General features: G+C 39.9%; 25 protein-coding genes. 5 read left to right on the top strand and 20 right to left on the bottom strand.

Annotated elements, in window-relative coordinates:
• Nucleotides 1–225: 225 nt before the first annotated feature.
• Both pheT and AC559H_RS11765 read left to right on the top strand, forming a co-directional pair.
• Nucleotides 226–2,667 (top strand): phenylalanine--tRNA ligase subunit beta, encoded by a 2,442-nt coding sequence (gene pheT / locus AC559H_RS11760; protein ID WP_026795746.1) that lies wholly within the window; start codon nucleotides 226–228, stop codon nucleotides 2,665–2,667.
• 37 nt (nucleotides 2,668–2,704) lie between these two features.
• Nucleotides 2,705–2,974: a YciI family protein gene (locus AC559H_RS11765; protein WP_026788645.1), complete on the top strand. Its 270-nt coding sequence runs from the start codon at nucleotides 2,705–2,707 to the stop codon at nucleotides 2,972–2,974.
• A 61-nt stretch (nucleotides 2,975–3,035) separates the two neighbouring features.
• Here the strand turns inward: AC559H_RS11765 and AC559H_RS11770 are convergent, their stop codons facing one another.
• The 3 genes from AC559H_RS11770 to AC559H_RS11780 all read right to left on the bottom strand — a co-directional run bounded on the left by AC559H_RS11770 (nucleotide 3,036) and on the right by AC559H_RS11780 (nucleotide 5,551).
• Nucleotides 3,036–3,506, bottom strand: coding sequence for a DUF2141 domain-containing protein (locus tag AC559H_RS11770; protein ID WP_026795744.1), 471 nt, complete (start codon nucleotides 3,504–3,506; stop codon nucleotides 3,036–3,038).
• Between the two features lie 108 nt (nucleotides 3,507–3,614).
• A complete protein-coding gene (gene tsaE / locus AC559H_RS11775; protein WP_026795743.1) occupies nucleotides 3,615–4,088 on the bottom strand; it encodes a tRNA (adenosine(37)-N6)-threonylcarbamoyltransferase complex ATPase subunit type 1 TsaE in 474 nt (157 codons plus the stop codon).
• 80 nt (nucleotides 4,089–4,168) lie between these two features.
• A complete protein-coding gene (locus tag AC559H_RS11780) occupies nucleotides 4,169–5,551 on the bottom strand; it encodes a gluconeogenesis factor YvcK family protein (protein ID WP_026795742.1) in 1,383 nt (460 codons plus the stop codon).
• A gap of 531 nt (nucleotides 5,552–6,082) precedes the next feature.
• Between AC559H_RS11780 and AC559H_RS11785 the strand changes: the two genes are divergently transcribed.
• Nucleotides 6,083–6,958, top strand: coding sequence for an ABC transporter ATP-binding protein (locus tag AC559H_RS11785; protein WP_081694808.1), 876 nt, complete (start codon nucleotides 6,083–6,085; stop codon nucleotides 6,956–6,958).
• Between the two features lie 163 nt (nucleotides 6,959–7,121).
• Here the strand turns inward: AC559H_RS11785 and AC559H_RS11790 are convergent, their stop codons facing one another.
• The 9 genes from AC559H_RS11790 to AC559H_RS11830 form a co-directional block, all read right to left on the bottom strand.
• On the bottom strand, nucleotides 7,122–7,583 hold the full coding sequence (locus AC559H_RS11790) for a hypothetical protein (protein ID WP_027250310.1): 462 nt from the start codon (nucleotides 7,581–7,583) through the stop codon (nucleotides 7,122–7,124).
• A gap of 8 nt (nucleotides 7,584–7,591) precedes the next feature.
• Nucleotides 7,592–7,936, bottom strand: coding sequence for a hypothetical protein (locus AC559H_RS11795; protein ID WP_026795739.1), 345 nt, complete (start codon nucleotides 7,934–7,936; stop codon nucleotides 7,592–7,594).
• 245 nt (nucleotides 7,937–8,181) lie between these two features.
• Complete coding sequence (locus tag AC559H_RS11800) at nucleotides 8,182–8,316, bottom strand: hypothetical protein (RefSeq protein WP_269147416.1); 135 nt, start codon at nucleotides 8,314–8,316, stop codon at nucleotides 8,182–8,184.
• Between the two features lie 53 nt (nucleotides 8,317–8,369).
• Nucleotides 8,370–8,720, bottom strand: a complete 351-nt coding sequence (locus AC559H_RS11805) for a type II toxin-antitoxin system PemK/MazF family toxin (protein ID WP_026795738.1) — start codon at nucleotides 8,718–8,720, stop codon at nucleotides 8,370–8,372.
• The gene (locus AC559H_RS11810) at nucleotides 8,717–8,971 is read right to left on the bottom strand and encodes a hypothetical protein (protein WP_026798509.1); all 255 of its coding nucleotides are present in this window, start codon (nucleotides 8,969–8,971) and stop codon (nucleotides 8,717–8,719) included. Before AC559H_RS11810 ends, AC559H_RS11805 begins: the two co-directional genes overlap by 4 nt.
• A 79-nt stretch (nucleotides 8,972–9,050) precedes the next feature.
• Complete coding sequence (locus tag AC559H_RS11815) at nucleotides 9,051–9,416, bottom strand: type II toxin-antitoxin system VapC family toxin (protein WP_026795736.1); 366 nt, start codon at nucleotides 9,414–9,416, stop codon at nucleotides 9,051–9,053.
• Nucleotides 9,416–9,679, bottom strand: a complete 264-nt coding sequence (locus AC559H_RS11820; RefSeq protein WP_026795735.1) for a hypothetical protein — start codon at nucleotides 9,677–9,679, stop codon at nucleotides 9,416–9,418. The genes AC559H_RS11815 and AC559H_RS11820 overlap by 1 nt, the downstream gene beginning before the upstream one ends.
• Before the next feature lie 12 nt (nucleotides 9,680–9,691).
• The gene (locus AC559H_RS11825; protein ID WP_036833245.1) at nucleotides 9,692–9,961 is read right to left on the bottom strand and encodes a type II toxin-antitoxin system Phd/YefM family antitoxin; all 270 of its coding nucleotides are present in this window, start codon (nucleotides 9,959–9,961) and stop codon (nucleotides 9,692–9,694) included.
• Nucleotides 9,962–10,111: 150 nt separating this feature from the next.
• On the bottom strand, nucleotides 10,112–10,387 hold the full coding sequence (locus tag AC559H_RS11830) for a hypothetical protein (protein ID WP_026798510.1): 276 nt from the start codon (nucleotides 10,385–10,387) through the stop codon (nucleotides 10,112–10,114).
• A gap of 23 nt (nucleotides 10,388–10,410) precedes the next feature.
• Here AC559H_RS11830 and AC559H_RS11835 point away from each other — a divergent pair, with 23 nt between their 5' ends.
• A complete protein-coding gene (locus AC559H_RS11835) occupies nucleotides 10,411–10,665 on the top strand; it encodes a BrnA antitoxin family protein (protein ID WP_026795732.1) in 255 nt (84 codons plus the stop codon).
• 264 nt (nucleotides 10,666–10,929) lie between these two features.
• Here AC559H_RS11835 and AC559H_RS11840 read toward each other — a convergent pair whose 3' ends face one another.
• Complete coding sequence (locus AC559H_RS11840; protein WP_026795731.1) at nucleotides 10,930–11,322, bottom strand: pepsin/retropepsin-like aspartic protease family protein; 393 nt, start codon at nucleotides 11,320–11,322, stop codon at nucleotides 10,930–10,932.
• Nucleotides 11,315–11,533 carry a hypothetical protein gene (locus tag AC559H_RS11845; RefSeq protein WP_026795730.1) on the bottom strand — a complete coding sequence of 73 codons (219 nt, stop codon included), beginning with the start codon at nucleotides 11,531–11,533 and terminating at the stop codon, nucleotides 11,315–11,317. The genes AC559H_RS11840 and AC559H_RS11845 overlap by 8 nt, the downstream gene beginning before the upstream one ends.
• A gap of 214 nt (nucleotides 11,534–11,747) precedes the next feature.
• Between AC559H_RS11845 and AC559H_RS11850 the strand changes: the two genes are divergently transcribed.
• Entirely contained in the window at nucleotides 11,748–12,002 is a 255-nt protein-coding gene (locus AC559H_RS11850; protein WP_026795729.1) for a BrnA antitoxin family protein, read from the top strand.
• A gap of 52 nt (nucleotides 12,003–12,054) precedes the next feature.
• Here AC559H_RS11850 and AC559H_RS11855 read toward each other — a convergent pair whose 3' ends face one another.
• The 6 genes from AC559H_RS11855 to AC559H_RS11880 all read right to left on the bottom strand — a co-directional run bounded on the left by AC559H_RS11855 (nucleotide 12,055) and on the right by AC559H_RS11880 (nucleotide 14,116).
• Complete coding sequence (locus AC559H_RS11855; protein ID WP_026795728.1) at nucleotides 12,055–12,441, bottom strand: type II toxin-antitoxin system VapC family toxin; 387 nt, start codon at nucleotides 12,439–12,441, stop codon at nucleotides 12,055–12,057.
• Complete coding sequence (locus tag AC559H_RS11860) at nucleotides 12,434–12,664, bottom strand: hypothetical protein (protein WP_026788656.1); 231 nt, start codon at nucleotides 12,662–12,664, stop codon at nucleotides 12,434–12,436. Before AC559H_RS11860 ends, AC559H_RS11855 begins: the two co-directional genes overlap by 8 nt.
• 103 nt (nucleotides 12,665–12,767) lie before the next feature.
• Nucleotides 12,768–13,127: a DUF5615 family PIN-like protein gene (locus AC559H_RS11865; protein ID WP_026795727.1), complete on the bottom strand. Its 360-nt coding sequence runs from the start codon at nucleotides 13,125–13,127 to the stop codon at nucleotides 12,768–12,770.
• A 3-nt stretch (nucleotides 13,128–13,130) separates the two neighbouring features.
• Nucleotides 13,131–13,355 (bottom strand): DUF433 domain-containing protein, encoded by a 225-nt coding sequence (locus tag AC559H_RS11870; RefSeq protein ID WP_026795726.1) that lies wholly within the window; start codon nucleotides 13,353–13,355, stop codon nucleotides 13,131–13,133.
• A 113-nt stretch (nucleotides 13,356–13,468) separates the two neighbouring features.
• On the bottom strand, nucleotides 13,469–13,846 hold the full coding sequence (locus tag AC559H_RS11875; protein ID WP_148292274.1) for a type II toxin-antitoxin system VapC family toxin: 378 nt from the start codon (nucleotides 13,844–13,846) through the stop codon (nucleotides 13,469–13,471).
• 54 nt (nucleotides 13,847–13,900) lie between these two features.
• Nucleotides 13,901–14,116 (bottom strand): hypothetical protein, encoded by a 216-nt coding sequence (locus tag AC559H_RS11880; protein WP_026795725.1) that lies wholly within the window; start codon nucleotides 14,114–14,116, stop codon nucleotides 13,901–13,903.
• Nucleotides 14,117–14,243: the final 127 nt, after the last annotated feature.

The raw sequence follows: 14,243 nt of genomic DNA on the forward strand, positions 1-14,243 counted from the left end.
ACCCTTGAAGCATAAACACTCGTTTTCTATGAAACGTTTTATGGGAGCCAGAATCAATAATCTTGCCCTTGTAGCAATATTTGAACGTGTTGACACCAGAATTATAACACAAAATCCTCATAGTTTCAGTGATTGAGCTTCAACACCTTCAAAATCAACCAATAACAAACGCTCAACACCCGACTTGGTGCAACAATGGATTAGGAAAATTGAAAGCGAATCACGATGCGTATTTCTCTAAATTGGTTACAAGAACTGGTAGATATCCAGAACACCCCCCAAGAGTTGGCTGAAATCCTGACTGTGGCGGGGTTCGAGGTAGAAGATATTGAAGATTTACGTTCCTGGGCCGATGGGGTTGTCCTGGGGAAAATTATTCAAGCCGAACAACACCCCAATGCTGATAAATTAAGGGTTTGTCAAGTTGATATTGGTGCTTCAGAACCCCTGAATATTGTTTGTGGGGCGTCCAATGCGGCATCGGGAATGGTGGTGGCCGTGGCAGTTTTGGGAACCCATCTGCCTAAAATTAATTTAACACTAAAAAAGACAAAATTGCGGGGAGTTCCCTCCGAGGGGATGATTTGTTCTTTAGCTGAATTGGGATTAGAAAAAGAGTCCTCGGGAATCCACAGTTTTAACCTAGAAAATCCGGCGTTAGGCAGTGATATTAGACCGTTATTAGGGTTAGATGATGTTATTTTAGATGTCACCGCAACTGCTAACCGCGCCGATGGCTTAAGTATGGTGGGAATTGCCAGGGAAATTGCCGCATTAACCGGGGCAAATTTAAGAATTCCTCAACCTCCAGAGTTATTAATTGAACAGCCAGATCAGTCTGAATCTTTAGGGATTGAAATTGCTGATAAAACCGCTTGTCCGATCTATATTGGGACAATCATTAAAGGGGTAAAAATTGCTCCTTCTCCCGATTGGTTACAACGCCGTTTACAAGCGGCGGGGGTGCGTCCGATTAATAATGTGGTAGATGTCACCAATTATATTTTATTGGAATGGGGACAACCGCTTCATGCCTTTGATTTAGATCGTCTGAAACAGTTAACTTCCTCTCAAGATTTAACCGTCGGTGTGCGCTTTGCTAAATCCGATGAATCCATTAAAACTTTAGATGGTCAAACTCGGAAATTACAGGAGCAAAATCTGTTAATTACCGCCAATAATTATCCGGTGGCTTTAGCGGGAGTTATGGGAGGTGAAGAAACAGAAGTTTTTGCAGAAACTCAAAATCTATTGTTAGAAGCAGCTATTTTTTCACCCATCGCTATTCGTCGTTCTGCCCGGGCGCAAGGGCTACGCAGTGAGTCTTCTACCCGTTATGAAAGAGGAGTCAATCAGGCGGAATTAGAATTGGCTTGTCGGCGGGCTATTTTATTATTAAAAGAGTTAGCTTCTGGGGTTCCTGTTCGTCAAGAAAGCGATCGCAGTTCTATAAAAATTCAGACTCCTGAAATTACATTAAGGTTAGATCGAATTAATGCTATTTTAGGACAACTGAAACGAGCCGAATCCCCCTATTTATTGCCGGAAGAAGTAGAAAAAACTCTCACTGCTTTAGGTTGTAAATTAGTTAAGGAATCTCAGAATAATTCTGTTATTTGGCAAGTTACTGTTCCCCCCTATCGTTATCGAGATTTAGAACGGGAAATTGACTTAATTGAAGAAGTCGCCCGTCTCTACGGATATGATCAATTCCGTGATACATTGCCCAGTCAAGGAGTATCGGGTTATCTTCCCTTAGAACAGGTGGCAACGCGACAAATTCGGGCGGTTTTTCGCGGGGAAGGACTAACGGAATTAATGCACTATTCCCTAGTTAAAACCGAGGGGGATAATCAAGTTGTTTTAGATAACCCTTTGTTTGTGGAATATTCGGCATTACGCACCGAAATGTTAACCGGATTAATTGATGCCTTTGTTTATAATTTAGAAAATGGAAACGGGCCGTTAAATGGCTTTGAAATCGGTCGAATTTTCTGGAAAGAAGGAGACGAATATAAAGAACAAGATGCCGTTGCTGGGATTATGGGAGGCGATCGCAGTTTGGGCCGTTGGGTTCGCAGTGGTCAAGAACAACCCCTAACTTGGTTTGAAGCTAAAGGCATTTTAGAAGCAGTATTTCAACGCCTGAATTTAACCGTTGAATATAAACCGGAATCTACCCTAGAATTGTTACACCCCGGACGCACAGCTTCTTTATGGTTACAGGGAAAACGGTTAGGAATTTTCGGACAATTGCATCCGCAACTCTGTCAAAAACAGGATTTACCCAATCAAGTTTATGCCTTTGAATTCCAGTTATCGGTATTATTAGAAGGGATGAATCGCCCCTCTAATTTAGTTCGTAAATTCAAACCTTTTTCTACTTTCCCCGCTTCCGATCGAGATATTGCCTTTTTCGTCCCCGTGGAAGTACCTGTATCAGATATTCAACGCTGTATTACCAAAGCCGCTGGGAATTTATTAGAATCGGTGGAAGTTTTCGACGAATATCGGGGGAAAAATGTGCCCGAAGGTCAACGCAGTTTGGCTTTTCGTTTGGTTTATCGGGTTAGCGATCGCACTTTAACCGATACCGATATTGACCCCTTTCAACAAAAAGTCCGAGATGCTTTAGTACAACAATTTAACGTCAGTCTCAGAAGTTAGATCCCAGTCAAAAATCAACAATCAATCAGTAACAATTATGCCAAAATATGTCATGTTCGGAAGCTATTGTGAGAACGTTCTGGAGAAACGAGAACCCTATCGGGCGGAACATTTAGAACGATTAAAACAACAAAAAGAATCGGGTGTTTTATTAACTATTGGCCCGACTCTGGATGTTACTAAAATATTTGGAATTTATGAAGCGGAGGATGAAGCAACCGTGCGTCAGTTAATTGAGTCTGACCCCTATTGGCAAAATGGGATTTGGACAGAATATGATGTTAAGGCCTGGATTCAGGTCTATTAACTAGGACTTACGCAAATTTTGGGATTTAACCCTATATTTAGGGGTAATTCATGAATTACCCCTAACCGCCTAACAAATACATTAATTTAATATTAATATTAGTGTTTTCCCCTGCTACCACAACCGCAGCATCATTGAATTTTGGGGGCCCGGTGAGAATAGTGGGATTTTTAGAAAAACCAAATCCTTCGGTGGGAATTCCTAAAGCATTTCGGTTAGCCATTTTATCATTATTTGCATCATGAAGAACGGCAATCGCATAACTACCCGGTTGTAAATTATCAAAACTCATGACAACAGGAACTTCTGTAATACTCACACAACCGCTTTTTATCGCATCGTCTCCATTGCTGGGGAAGCCTTTATTACTCGCAAATAAACTCGCACAAATTTGTCCATTTTTATTTTTTAACCCATCAATAGTCAGGGTTATTTTGCTTTTGGTTTGAGCTTGAACATTAACAGCAACCGAAAAAATACTGACAAAAAGGAAAGAAGTTAGAAACATTAAGGGTTTTGTAGATTGAATCATTGGGGGATTTTGGGAAATAGGTTAAACTGGGATCAGTCTGTTTAAATTATCCCATAATTCAATAGTTTTGTAAAGTTATTTTGTTTGGCGATCGCCTCCAAATCATACTCAATTTAGCAATTCAATCTGATCTAAATCCAGATTAAAATTATTCTGACCAAGATTAAATAAAGTAGCAAGACGATCAGCTTTTTCTGTATAAGTTAATTCTATTTTTAGATAACTTTCCGGTTTATAGGGCAAACGATCGGCCCATTCAATGGCAATAATTCCGGGTTCGACTTCAATTCCTTCCCAATATTGTTCTAAATTCAAGTGTTCAATTTCCGATGCTTCTAATCTATATAAGTCTAAATGGTAGAGAGGAATCCTGCCATTTAGATATTCATTAATTAAAGTAAATGTCGGACTTTCAATAGATTCAGGAATATCTAAACCTGCGGCTAAACCTTGAACAAAAGTTGTTTTTCCGGCTCCTAAATTCCCTTCTAATAATAGAATACTATGGGGAGGGAGCGATCGCCCTAATTGTTTGCCTAATTCATGGGTTGCTTGGGCGTTGGGTAAATGGAATTGAGTCATAATTTTATCTGAATAGTTTAGAAAGGATTAAGCCCTGAAGGGCTTACTACGTTGTAGTGAGTCCTTTAGGACTCTCTAACCTACGGGTTATTTTTGCCAAACCATCTTAATAATACCTGGGCTAACCGATAGGGATCATGGCGTAAATATCCGGTATCGGGATCAACATCCATAACATTACTCATCACAATTCTTCGACCCAATTGTTTAACCAGATCTCGATCTAAAATAACTGGATGGGAGTCCTCTTGAGCATATCGAATTAAAGCATTAGCTGGGGGAACTGTTCCTTGAGTTAACACCGCATCAAATAATTGATAACCGCAGGCTTTATCAATAGCTTTAATATGATCAGAAACGGTGTAATCATCGGTTTCCCCAGGTTGCGTCATAATATTACAAATATAAATCCGGGGAACATTTCGAGAAGCAATAGCCGCGGCAATTTCTGGAACTAATAAATTAGGAATTACACTCGTATATAAACTACCAGGGCCAATAATAATTAAATCTGCCTCTAAAATCGCTTGCACCGCTTTCGGTAGGGCGGGAGGGTTGGGGGGAATACAGCCAATTGTCAAAATTTTTCCCTTAGCTTCAGTAATACTAGATTCCCCATGAATTCGGCGACCATCGGCTAATTTTGCCCATAAATTAACATCTGTTAATGTGGCGGGTAGGACTTGACCTCTAATGGCTAATACCTTAGAACTAGCGGCGATCGCCTGTTCCAAATCCCCTTCAATTTCACTCATGGCGGTTAAGAATAAATTTCCGAAACTGTGTCCGGTTAATCCATCTCCGGCGGTAAATCTATATTGAAATAACTCCGTTAATAATCTTTCTTCATCGGCTAAGGCGGCGATACAATTCCTAATATCTCCAGGGGGTAAAACTCCCATTTCTCGCCTTAACCGTCCTGAAGATCCGCCATCATCTGCCACAGTAACAATGGCGGTAATATTCGCACTATATTCTTTCAATCCCCGTAATAGAGTGGATAACCCAGTACCGCCCCCAAGCCCAACAATTTTCGGCCCCCGCAATAAACGGCGATGACTCAACAAACGATCGACTAATTGTTCATCTCCTGCCGGATAAAAGGCTTCACTAATTGAATTTAAACTGCGGGTTTGACTCCAAAGAACTAACACAACCCCCAAGGCAATCATCAATGGCCCTGAGATATAATTTGGCACAACGGTGGTAATCCATCCTAATAAATTTTTCAGCAGTTGTAGGATGTAATAAATCGGAGTCATTCCCGTCGAGATCGCCAAACCCAAACTAGCCACTAACACCCCCGTGGCGCTAACCGCCATCCACCGCTTGATAAACAACCCAGGGGATAACCATTTAAACCATTGGTTAATCATCCGGTGAGAACGATAGTTCGATAGGCCAAGATGGAGTCTGAGTTTCATAATTTTGCGGAAGGTGTGTTTGAACGAACCAGTTGACATAAATAGTGTTTACTTTGATATACGGGCTTTTACAGACAATTTAGACTAGGGAGGTCGTGCTGATCGTAAAATAACGGACTAGAGGTTAATCCCATCGGGCTATCGGTGTGTTTAATTTTTCCTAACGAGGGAGCTCAAAGTGGTCAGCACCCCGCACTGAAGTGACGGGGCTTCGTGCCTCTAACTTCAGTTAGTTGACCAGCCTAAGTCTTAACTGACTACGTTTTTTGAGTCATGACACCCTGTTGGATGCGAAGCTAGTCCCTGGCTCTGTCGTTAGTAGTTAAACAGTTTTACGAGGGGTAAGACAGTGCTACTAGCCTAACAAGCTCTTAAAACCTTGGCGAAGCTAACTTTACCCTAGAAATAGGAGTTAGGAGGGCAACCATACCCTCCTCCCTGAAAAGGGAAAAATATAAAGCCTAACTAGAAGTTAGGGGTTTCTACCCATTTTTCTGATGATAACGATTAAATCGTTTGTTTAACAACTGTATTGGGTATAAGTTACAATGATGAGAAGGGTTTAGGGAAATGCTCAAAGACGGTAATAAGGGAAAAACTCAGAGGATTAAGGTTGAACCCGTCGATTTTAAGGATAACTTGGTTTTATCAAAGCACTCAGAATCTTTAGAACCTTTAATTGAATTAAAAGGAGTTAGTAAATCCTTTGGTTCCCAACGGATTTTAGATCGGGTTGATTTAACCATTTATCGGGGGGAAGCATTAGGAATTATTGGCCCTTCAGGAACGGGAAAATCAACGATTTTGCGAATTATTGCCGGACTTTTACCCCCCGACGAAGGGGAGGTTTATATATTAGGAAAAAAACGGCAAGGATGGGTCGATGATATTACTGATCCGATTGGAATTGCCATGGTATTTCAACAGGCGGCTTTATTTGATTCTTTAACGGTGATGGAAAATATTGGTTTTTTACTATATCAACATACAAAATTACCTCCTCAAAAAATCAGGGAATTAGTTAATGAAAAATTGGAGATGGTAGGATTACCAAATATAGGCGATCGCTATCCCGCCGAATTATCGGGAGGAATGCGAAAACGGGTCAGTTTTGCCCGGGCAATTATGCCAAATCCAGAAAATCCGAGGGAGACTCCAGAGGTAATTTTATATGACGAACCTACCGCCGGGTTAGATCCGATTGCATCAACAGTTATTGAAGATTTAATTAGGGATTTACAACATAGTGGAAAAGGTTGCAGTACCTATAGTATTGTGACGCACCAAGATAGTACCATTCGACGGACGGCGGATCGGATTGTTTTTCTATATCAAGGTTTAGTGCAATGGCAAGGAACAATTGAGGAAGCATTTACAACCGATAGCGCGATCGTCAAACAGTTTTTTAGTGGTAGTATTGATGGGCCGATTAAAGTTGCTAAATAATATATTAATGGGGATCACGGATTTAAGAGGATTTCACGGATTTCACGGATTTTATGAGGATAAATTAAAATAACTTTAGGGTGCGTAAGCGCAGGCGCACGCACCATCTATATAGGATCAATTTGGTAGGAAGTTGAGCTAGTGAACTCGGCAATCAGAGAGTTTAGAGAGAGAATAAAAAATTAGTTAGAGGATAGGCGGAAAAATATTTATACAAGAGATATATTACCAACAAAGACAAAAATACTGGTAATGCCCCTTTAAGAATTGCCTCTAGTGATATTTTTGATATTTCTTCTTGCTCTGACTGGTGAGTAGTATTAATATGTTGCTTTTTGGCAACTTCTAAAATTTCTGAACTACTGTTTTCTTGGTCAGAGTTTTCTTCTTGATCCACTGAATCATCTAAAACATTTTCTGCTAATTCTAAAATTTCTAAACTATGGTTTTCTTGATCAGAATCCTGTTCTGGATTCACTGAATCATCTAAAGTATTGGGATCTTTGTTAAAGTTAGATAAATTAATCTTGGGAGCTTTGGGGTTTTTGAGAAAATAAACAGACCCTATCGAAGCTAAAAATAAGAACAATATGTTTTTAACATCACCTTGAGTTAAGCTTATCATAAAATGCACTATTTTTTTTCTATTATTTGTTGTCTTATGGAGCTTCCTATTTTATAACCTAACCTCTCACCTGTGAAATAAGAATCTTGAATAAAATCAAGATTGTAAGATTCAAAATGAGGCTCCGAATCTTCTACCCTAGAATATTTATCATTACTTTTTTTGTCTACTCCCGTATAGACTTTCTCACTTGGGAGGTGGCCTAAAATTTCTTGGAACCTTGTTTCACTTCTTATTGATTCAGTGGTTTTCCCTACTAGGCTAGGATCAGCTTTGGCTGGACTAAGTGGAAGTAACCACAATAAAGCAATCCACAAAAGAGCTACTCCAACATAAGATATTTTTTTGATCATAAATGAAAAATACCTTTAAACAATCCCACACTTAGTCCAACGATAAAAGCAGCGATCACACAGCCTGCTATCCATGCAAAAGCAAGACCAAATTGTTCTTTAAATTCATTCATGTTATTGATTTTTGAAATTTACTTAACCACACCATCATATCACTAAGTTAACTAATTGTCAACAAGTAATTTTACGGAATTATGAAGCCGTGGATAGAGACTACCTGCTAGTGAACTATGATATCTAATCGGTCAGGCTAAAGACCCTTTAATATTTCTGGATGAAGGTGAAATCGAAAGCGATCGCCCATTTCTTCCCAAAGTGCGATCGCCCTTAATTTTCCTAAGTGCGATCGCACTCTTATCTTCTCCAAAATGCGATCGCACATTTCTATCTTCCCCAAAAATGCGATCGCGCTCTTATTTTCTGCAAAGTGCGATTAAACTTGACCAGGCAAATCCAACGCAATTAATAAAGCTTGATTCATCAGAAGTATTGCTTGATCACTAAGTATTCCTCGTAAACTCAATAAACGAGATTTAGATAATACCCGTACTTGATCTGCCATAGCGATAGAATCGTTGGTTAATCCACCGTCGGGAGCTTTAATTAATACCTGAGTGGGATAAACTCGTTTACCAGTTTGATAAGTAGTGCAGGGAATAGCTAAAATTACGGGGCTATATGTATTGATTGTAGCTCGACTAACGATGATAACAGGACGGGTTCCTCCTTGTTCAGAACCCTCAACAGGTTCAAGTCGAGCATCATAGACTTCTCCCCGCTTCATACTGAGGATTCCCACAATTGCAACGCTTCCCAACTCGCTACCGAAAACTCAGTCTCCATCTGTAGCACTTGAGATTGATACTCTGGATCTTGTGTCATTTCAATCAGTGCTGCATCAATTTCCGATCGTTTACCCTGAGTTTGGGTTGTTACCCGATCGCGCATCAATGCTGACAATACTTCTAAAAGTTGTTGTTGCTCGTCAGGACTGAGATTTTGAGCCTGACTCAGTACCTCGCTATAAGTAGACATTATGCTTGATGTTAAGATTTTTGGGTTGATTGTTATTATAGCAATTTAGGAGCGAGGGAAATGCGATCGCCCATCTTTTTTAAGCCTCAAACGGGTTAATCAATGTGATCTCAGCAATCCATCGAAAATCGTCTATATTTCTTGTCACTAAAGTTATGCCATAAACCAAAGCTGTTGCCGCAATAATAGCATCCCCAAGCGTCATTCTCCTCATCTGTCGCAACGCCACTGCTTGATCAAGTACAGCGTTAGAAATCGGTAAAACCTCCACAACACCAAAAAATTCCTCAAAATACAATCTATAATCTTCAGTTAGTCGATGATAACCCAGCACTTCAACGTAACTTATTGCCGACACAACTATGTCATGTTCGCCAATAAACTGCCTAATTTGTGTGTTTTCTGATTGGGAAGCGTAGATAATAATATTACTATCAAGTAGCATTATCCATCTCTACCTGGAAGTGAACGATCTTGACGCAATTCTCGCTGCCATTTCACCGGATCGCTAATATCAGCACAAACATTACTTGCTGCAATTTTTTCCAATATTTCAAATGTTTTTTGGCGACGAAACTCAGCACTTAGACTTGATTGATCTTCTTGTAAAGTAACGTAAACTCTAATAGGGCGATCGCTCTGTTTGGGAACCTCCCGCGCCCATTCTAAAAGGTTGCCGTTCAATATAGCCTCATATATTCGCTGCATATCATCTCTCAACTATTTTTTTACTATTCTAAACCTTGAATGACTGTCTGCTGTCCAAAATTCTTCTGGTAATGGTGCATCAAAATCATTACTTGTCCATATTTCTCCCTGGTGTAGTCCGGCTATTCGAGGTACATTTTGTTGAGCAATAGGAACTAGACGAGCCAAAGGGTTATTACCATCTGTCAGTAAAATCTCTGTCCCTTCACCAACAAGATGTAATAATTCTTGCACGCTCATTTGTGAACCACTAATATCTACTGTTTTTTGCACTGCGGTCATATTAATTTGCCTAATCATAGATTCTTAATTAAGATTTTTATGCTGACTGTTATTATAGCAATTTAGGATCGAGGGAAATGCGATCGCCCTTAATTTTCCGAAGTGCGATTTTTATGATCAACTTCCTTTTTTGCCTAAAGTGCGATCTGGTTATGCTATATTATAAGTGCGTTTTGTATATACAATATCATGCAGTTTGAATGGTATGAAAATAAAAATGCCCAAAATCTCAAAAAACATGGCATTAGCTTTGAAGAAGTTCAATAAATCTTTGATGGAATCGTTTTTAATGCCATTGATGAGCGTTTTGACTACGGAGAAATCCGAGAAATCAGTATTGGTGCCATACAAGGTGTCGTTATCGTCACCGTAGCGCATACTGAAAAAAATGGAGTTATCCGCATCATCTGGTGCCAGAAAAGCCACTCGTCGAGAAAAAAATACCTACTATGACTATCTCGCCCAAACGACTTGAAGAATTAGAAAATATTCCAGAATCTGCGATCGATACCTCTGATATTCCTGAATTAGATGCGAATTTCTGGGAAAAAGCAAAACTTGTAACACCACTGACAAAACAAGCTATTTCTTTAAAAGTTGATAGCGATGTATTAGATTGGTTTAAAAACCAAGGAAAAGGTTATCAATCTCTAATGAATGCCGTGCTCCGCTCTTATGTTGAACATCATATAAAGAACAGTTAATAAATATGCGATCGCACTCTGATCTTCATGCTTGATGTTGAGATTTTTGGGCTGATTGTTATTATAGCAATTTAGGAGCGAGGGAAATGCGATCGCCCTTATTTCCCCAAAAATGCGATCACACTCTTATTTTCCCAAAATCGCACCTTGCCTTTTTTCACGCTTTTGGGCATCGCACCTTGCTATCCAGCGAGCAGAGCTATAATAACAAAAACCATCTGAAGTGCGATCGCGCTTCACTTAATTTATCGACATCGACGCTTATTAGAAGCGGATAATCTCGATATTGCATCGCGATCTCTGAAAACAAACATCAAATTCTCGGAAGAAGTTCGTTTGCCCAAGAATTAAGGGCACCTGAGAGGATTGTGCCCAGGCAAATGCTAGACGAACTGGTTCCAGATTCCCAATTTGAACATACACAAATACACCCCGCGCCTCAACCCTTGCAAGATTTCCAGTCAATGGCAAGCGGACAGTTTGTTCCTCCCAAACTGCACCCAATTGCAGCCCTATGTCATAAGGTAATAGGTTGACCGCAGACCCAGTATCTAGCAGTGCATTCGCGGAGACAGAAAAGCCTGCATGACTTAGAGTGATGGGAATCGTGGGTAATGCTTCATCGTCAGAAAAGGGAAACTCGATTGTACTAGGCATGAGTAGATGCCTCTTGGTCATCCCGAACCATCTGCATCAGAATGTTTGCAGCTTCCGTTGCGTCGTAGGGCGACCAAACCGGATACTCTGATGCAGAAAAAATAACTTGTAGTTCAGCCTTTGGGATTTGCACAGCCAGGAGTTTGAAGAGAGATAATTTGTCTGACTGGCTCAGATTGTTCACCAAAGGAATTAACTCAGCGAGAGACATGGTTTAAACTCCCAGACTTATGGTAATACATTTATCATAAGCGATTGAGCCTCTAGTGCAGCTTGGCAGAAATAACTCACCACTTGAAAAAAGGCAAAAAGCTGAATATACAAGGTTTCTTCCCTATCGTCACCGTAGCGCATACTGAAAAAAATGGAATTATCCGCATCATCTGGTGCAAGAAAAGCCACTCGTCAAGAAAAAAATACCTACTATGACTATCTCGCCCAAACGACTTGAGGAATTAGAAAATATTCCAGAATCTGCGATCGATACCTCTGATCTTCCTGAATTAGATGCGAATTTCTGGGAAAAAGCAAAACTTGTAACACCACTGACAAAACAAGCTATTTCTTTAAAAGTTGATAGCGATGTATTAGATTGGTTTAAAAACCAAGGAAAAGGTTATCAATCTCTAATGAATGCCGTGCTGCGCTCTTATGTTGAACATCATATCAAGAACAGTTAATAAATATGCGATCGCGCTTAATTTTCTGAAGTGCGATCGCCCCTTGTTTTACCTAATCAAATGGATTCAATATAGTTAACCCATTAACGCGCTGAAAATCCTTAGCATTACGAGTTACCAAAACACATCCCTCAACTAAAGCACAGGCTGCAATTACACCATCACCTAGTTTCAAGCGATAATCTCGACGAATTTGGGCTGCACTATCTAAAACTGATTCTGTCAATGATACGCAGTTAAGAAGCCTCAAAAATTCTCGCATCTCATTCGCTTCTTCTTCCGTCAATGCTGGATAACAAAGTAACTCTACCCAACTAATCGGACAGTAGAATGCCTCTGCATCTCCAACTTCAATTTCATCAAATATAGGCTGAACTTCTGACCCATCATTGAAGTAGTAAATCAGGATGTTGGTATCGAGAAGATATTTATTAATCATCCCATTCTTCTCTAATTTGCAACTGGAATTCCAAAGCATCCAAACGAGGCGGCAAAAAACCGCACCATCTCTTTAAATTTTTTCCGGGTAATCTTTCACTGCTATGCTGAGTCTGGGTTGTTACTCGATCGCGCATCAATGCTGACAATACTTCTAAAAGTTGTTGTTGCTCATCAGGAGTGAGATTTTGAGCCTGACTCAGTACCTCGCTATAAGTAGACATTATGCTTGATGTTAAGATTTTTGGGTTGATTGTTATTATAGCAATTTAGGATCGAGGGAAATGCGATCGTCCTTTCCTTTCCAACACCAAATTAATTAACTCTCTATGTAAGCGGTTTTCTAAACCGATGTCCATCAGCCTCTACAACCACAAATGCCCCTTTTAGTTCTACTTCAGAGTGATTTTCTATGACTCCTGCTAGTTCGTTATGAACTGCATTCACCGTTTTAGGTAAAACTCGAAGGTAAATCACACCTGTTGCGATCGCCCTCACAAAAACAAGATTTCCGTAATCTCTGTCTCGCGTAATAAGGATGCGATTTTCTGCTTGGGCTACTGTCAGTATTTCTTCATCACTTGCTTGCGCTAGACCCATTTGAGCGACAACAATTACATCATGTCCTGTATCAATCAAAAATTTTGTGGTGACAGCGTATACATCTTGGTCTATCAGAAACTTCATAATTTAAGCTAATGCCAAATGCACATCTTCAGCCGCCACCAGTGCGATCGCATACTGTAGACACGCTCTAATATCCTCTACTTGCAAATCGGGATAGTAGTCTCGGATAATTTCTGGAAAAGAAAGTCCTTCATTTAGTAATTCGAGAACACTCTGAACAGTAATGCGGGTACCTGCTATGCAAGGCTTACCGAAGTGGATTTGAGGGTTGACCGATATCCTGTCCATGTTGACTACAGAGTTATATGTCTTTTTTATTTTAACTCATTAGATTGGCGATCGCACATTTCTATCTTCCCCAAAGTGCGATCGCGCCTATCTTCCTATCCAAAAATAATCCCTCAAATTCTCAAATTCTCCAAAACTAAAACCGTTAACTCCGGTAAAGAAGGCAACCGGGCATCATTTGTCAAAAAAAATGAAGCACCCTCACAGATAGCTGTAGCCATTTGAATAGCATCGGGCGATCGCAAATTATAAGTTGCTCTTAGTTGTGCTGATTTTTCAGCAATATCTGGAGTTAATTCAACCACAGTTAAACCTTCTTGATTGAGCAATATTTCACGATATTCTTGAGCCAAGATAGTGTTTCTCAGTCGCAGGGGATAAACTAGCACTTCTACTAGCGTTACTGTTGATGTCACCAGCCTAAAATCACCGAGATCAAACGATTTAAAGAAAAGTCGCATCATCTCTATATACTTGGGATTTCGCTCCATAAAGTAAATCAAAGGCGCGGTGTCTAATCCCACAACTTTTCCGGTGTAACTGAGCTATCCATTCCATGAATTTCGTTCGTGATTCACATATTCTTGAGCATCAATCCCATGCCAAATTTCCTCACCCAATCCTTCTAATTCTAAAATACTACGCTTAGGTTTAGGCTGAAATTGGTGACGAACATATACTAATAATTCAGAGATAAGTCGCAGTTGCTCATCTGGTGAAAGTCTTAGAACCTGAGTCAATACCGCGCTGTAAGTAGACATAGATTCTTGATTAAGATTTTTGTGCTGACTGTTATTATAGCAATTTAGGATAGAGGGAAATGCGATCGCCCTTAATTTTCCGAAGTGCGATCGCACCAATAACTAAGCAAAAGTATGTTAATATTTA

The sequence above is a fragment of the Planktothrix prolifica NIVA-CYA 540 genome, from assembly GCF_963864145.1.
In the GTDB taxonomy this organism is placed as follows: Bacteria; Cyanobacteriota; Cyanobacteriia; order Cyanobacteriales; family Microcoleaceae; genus Planktothrix; species Planktothrix agardhii.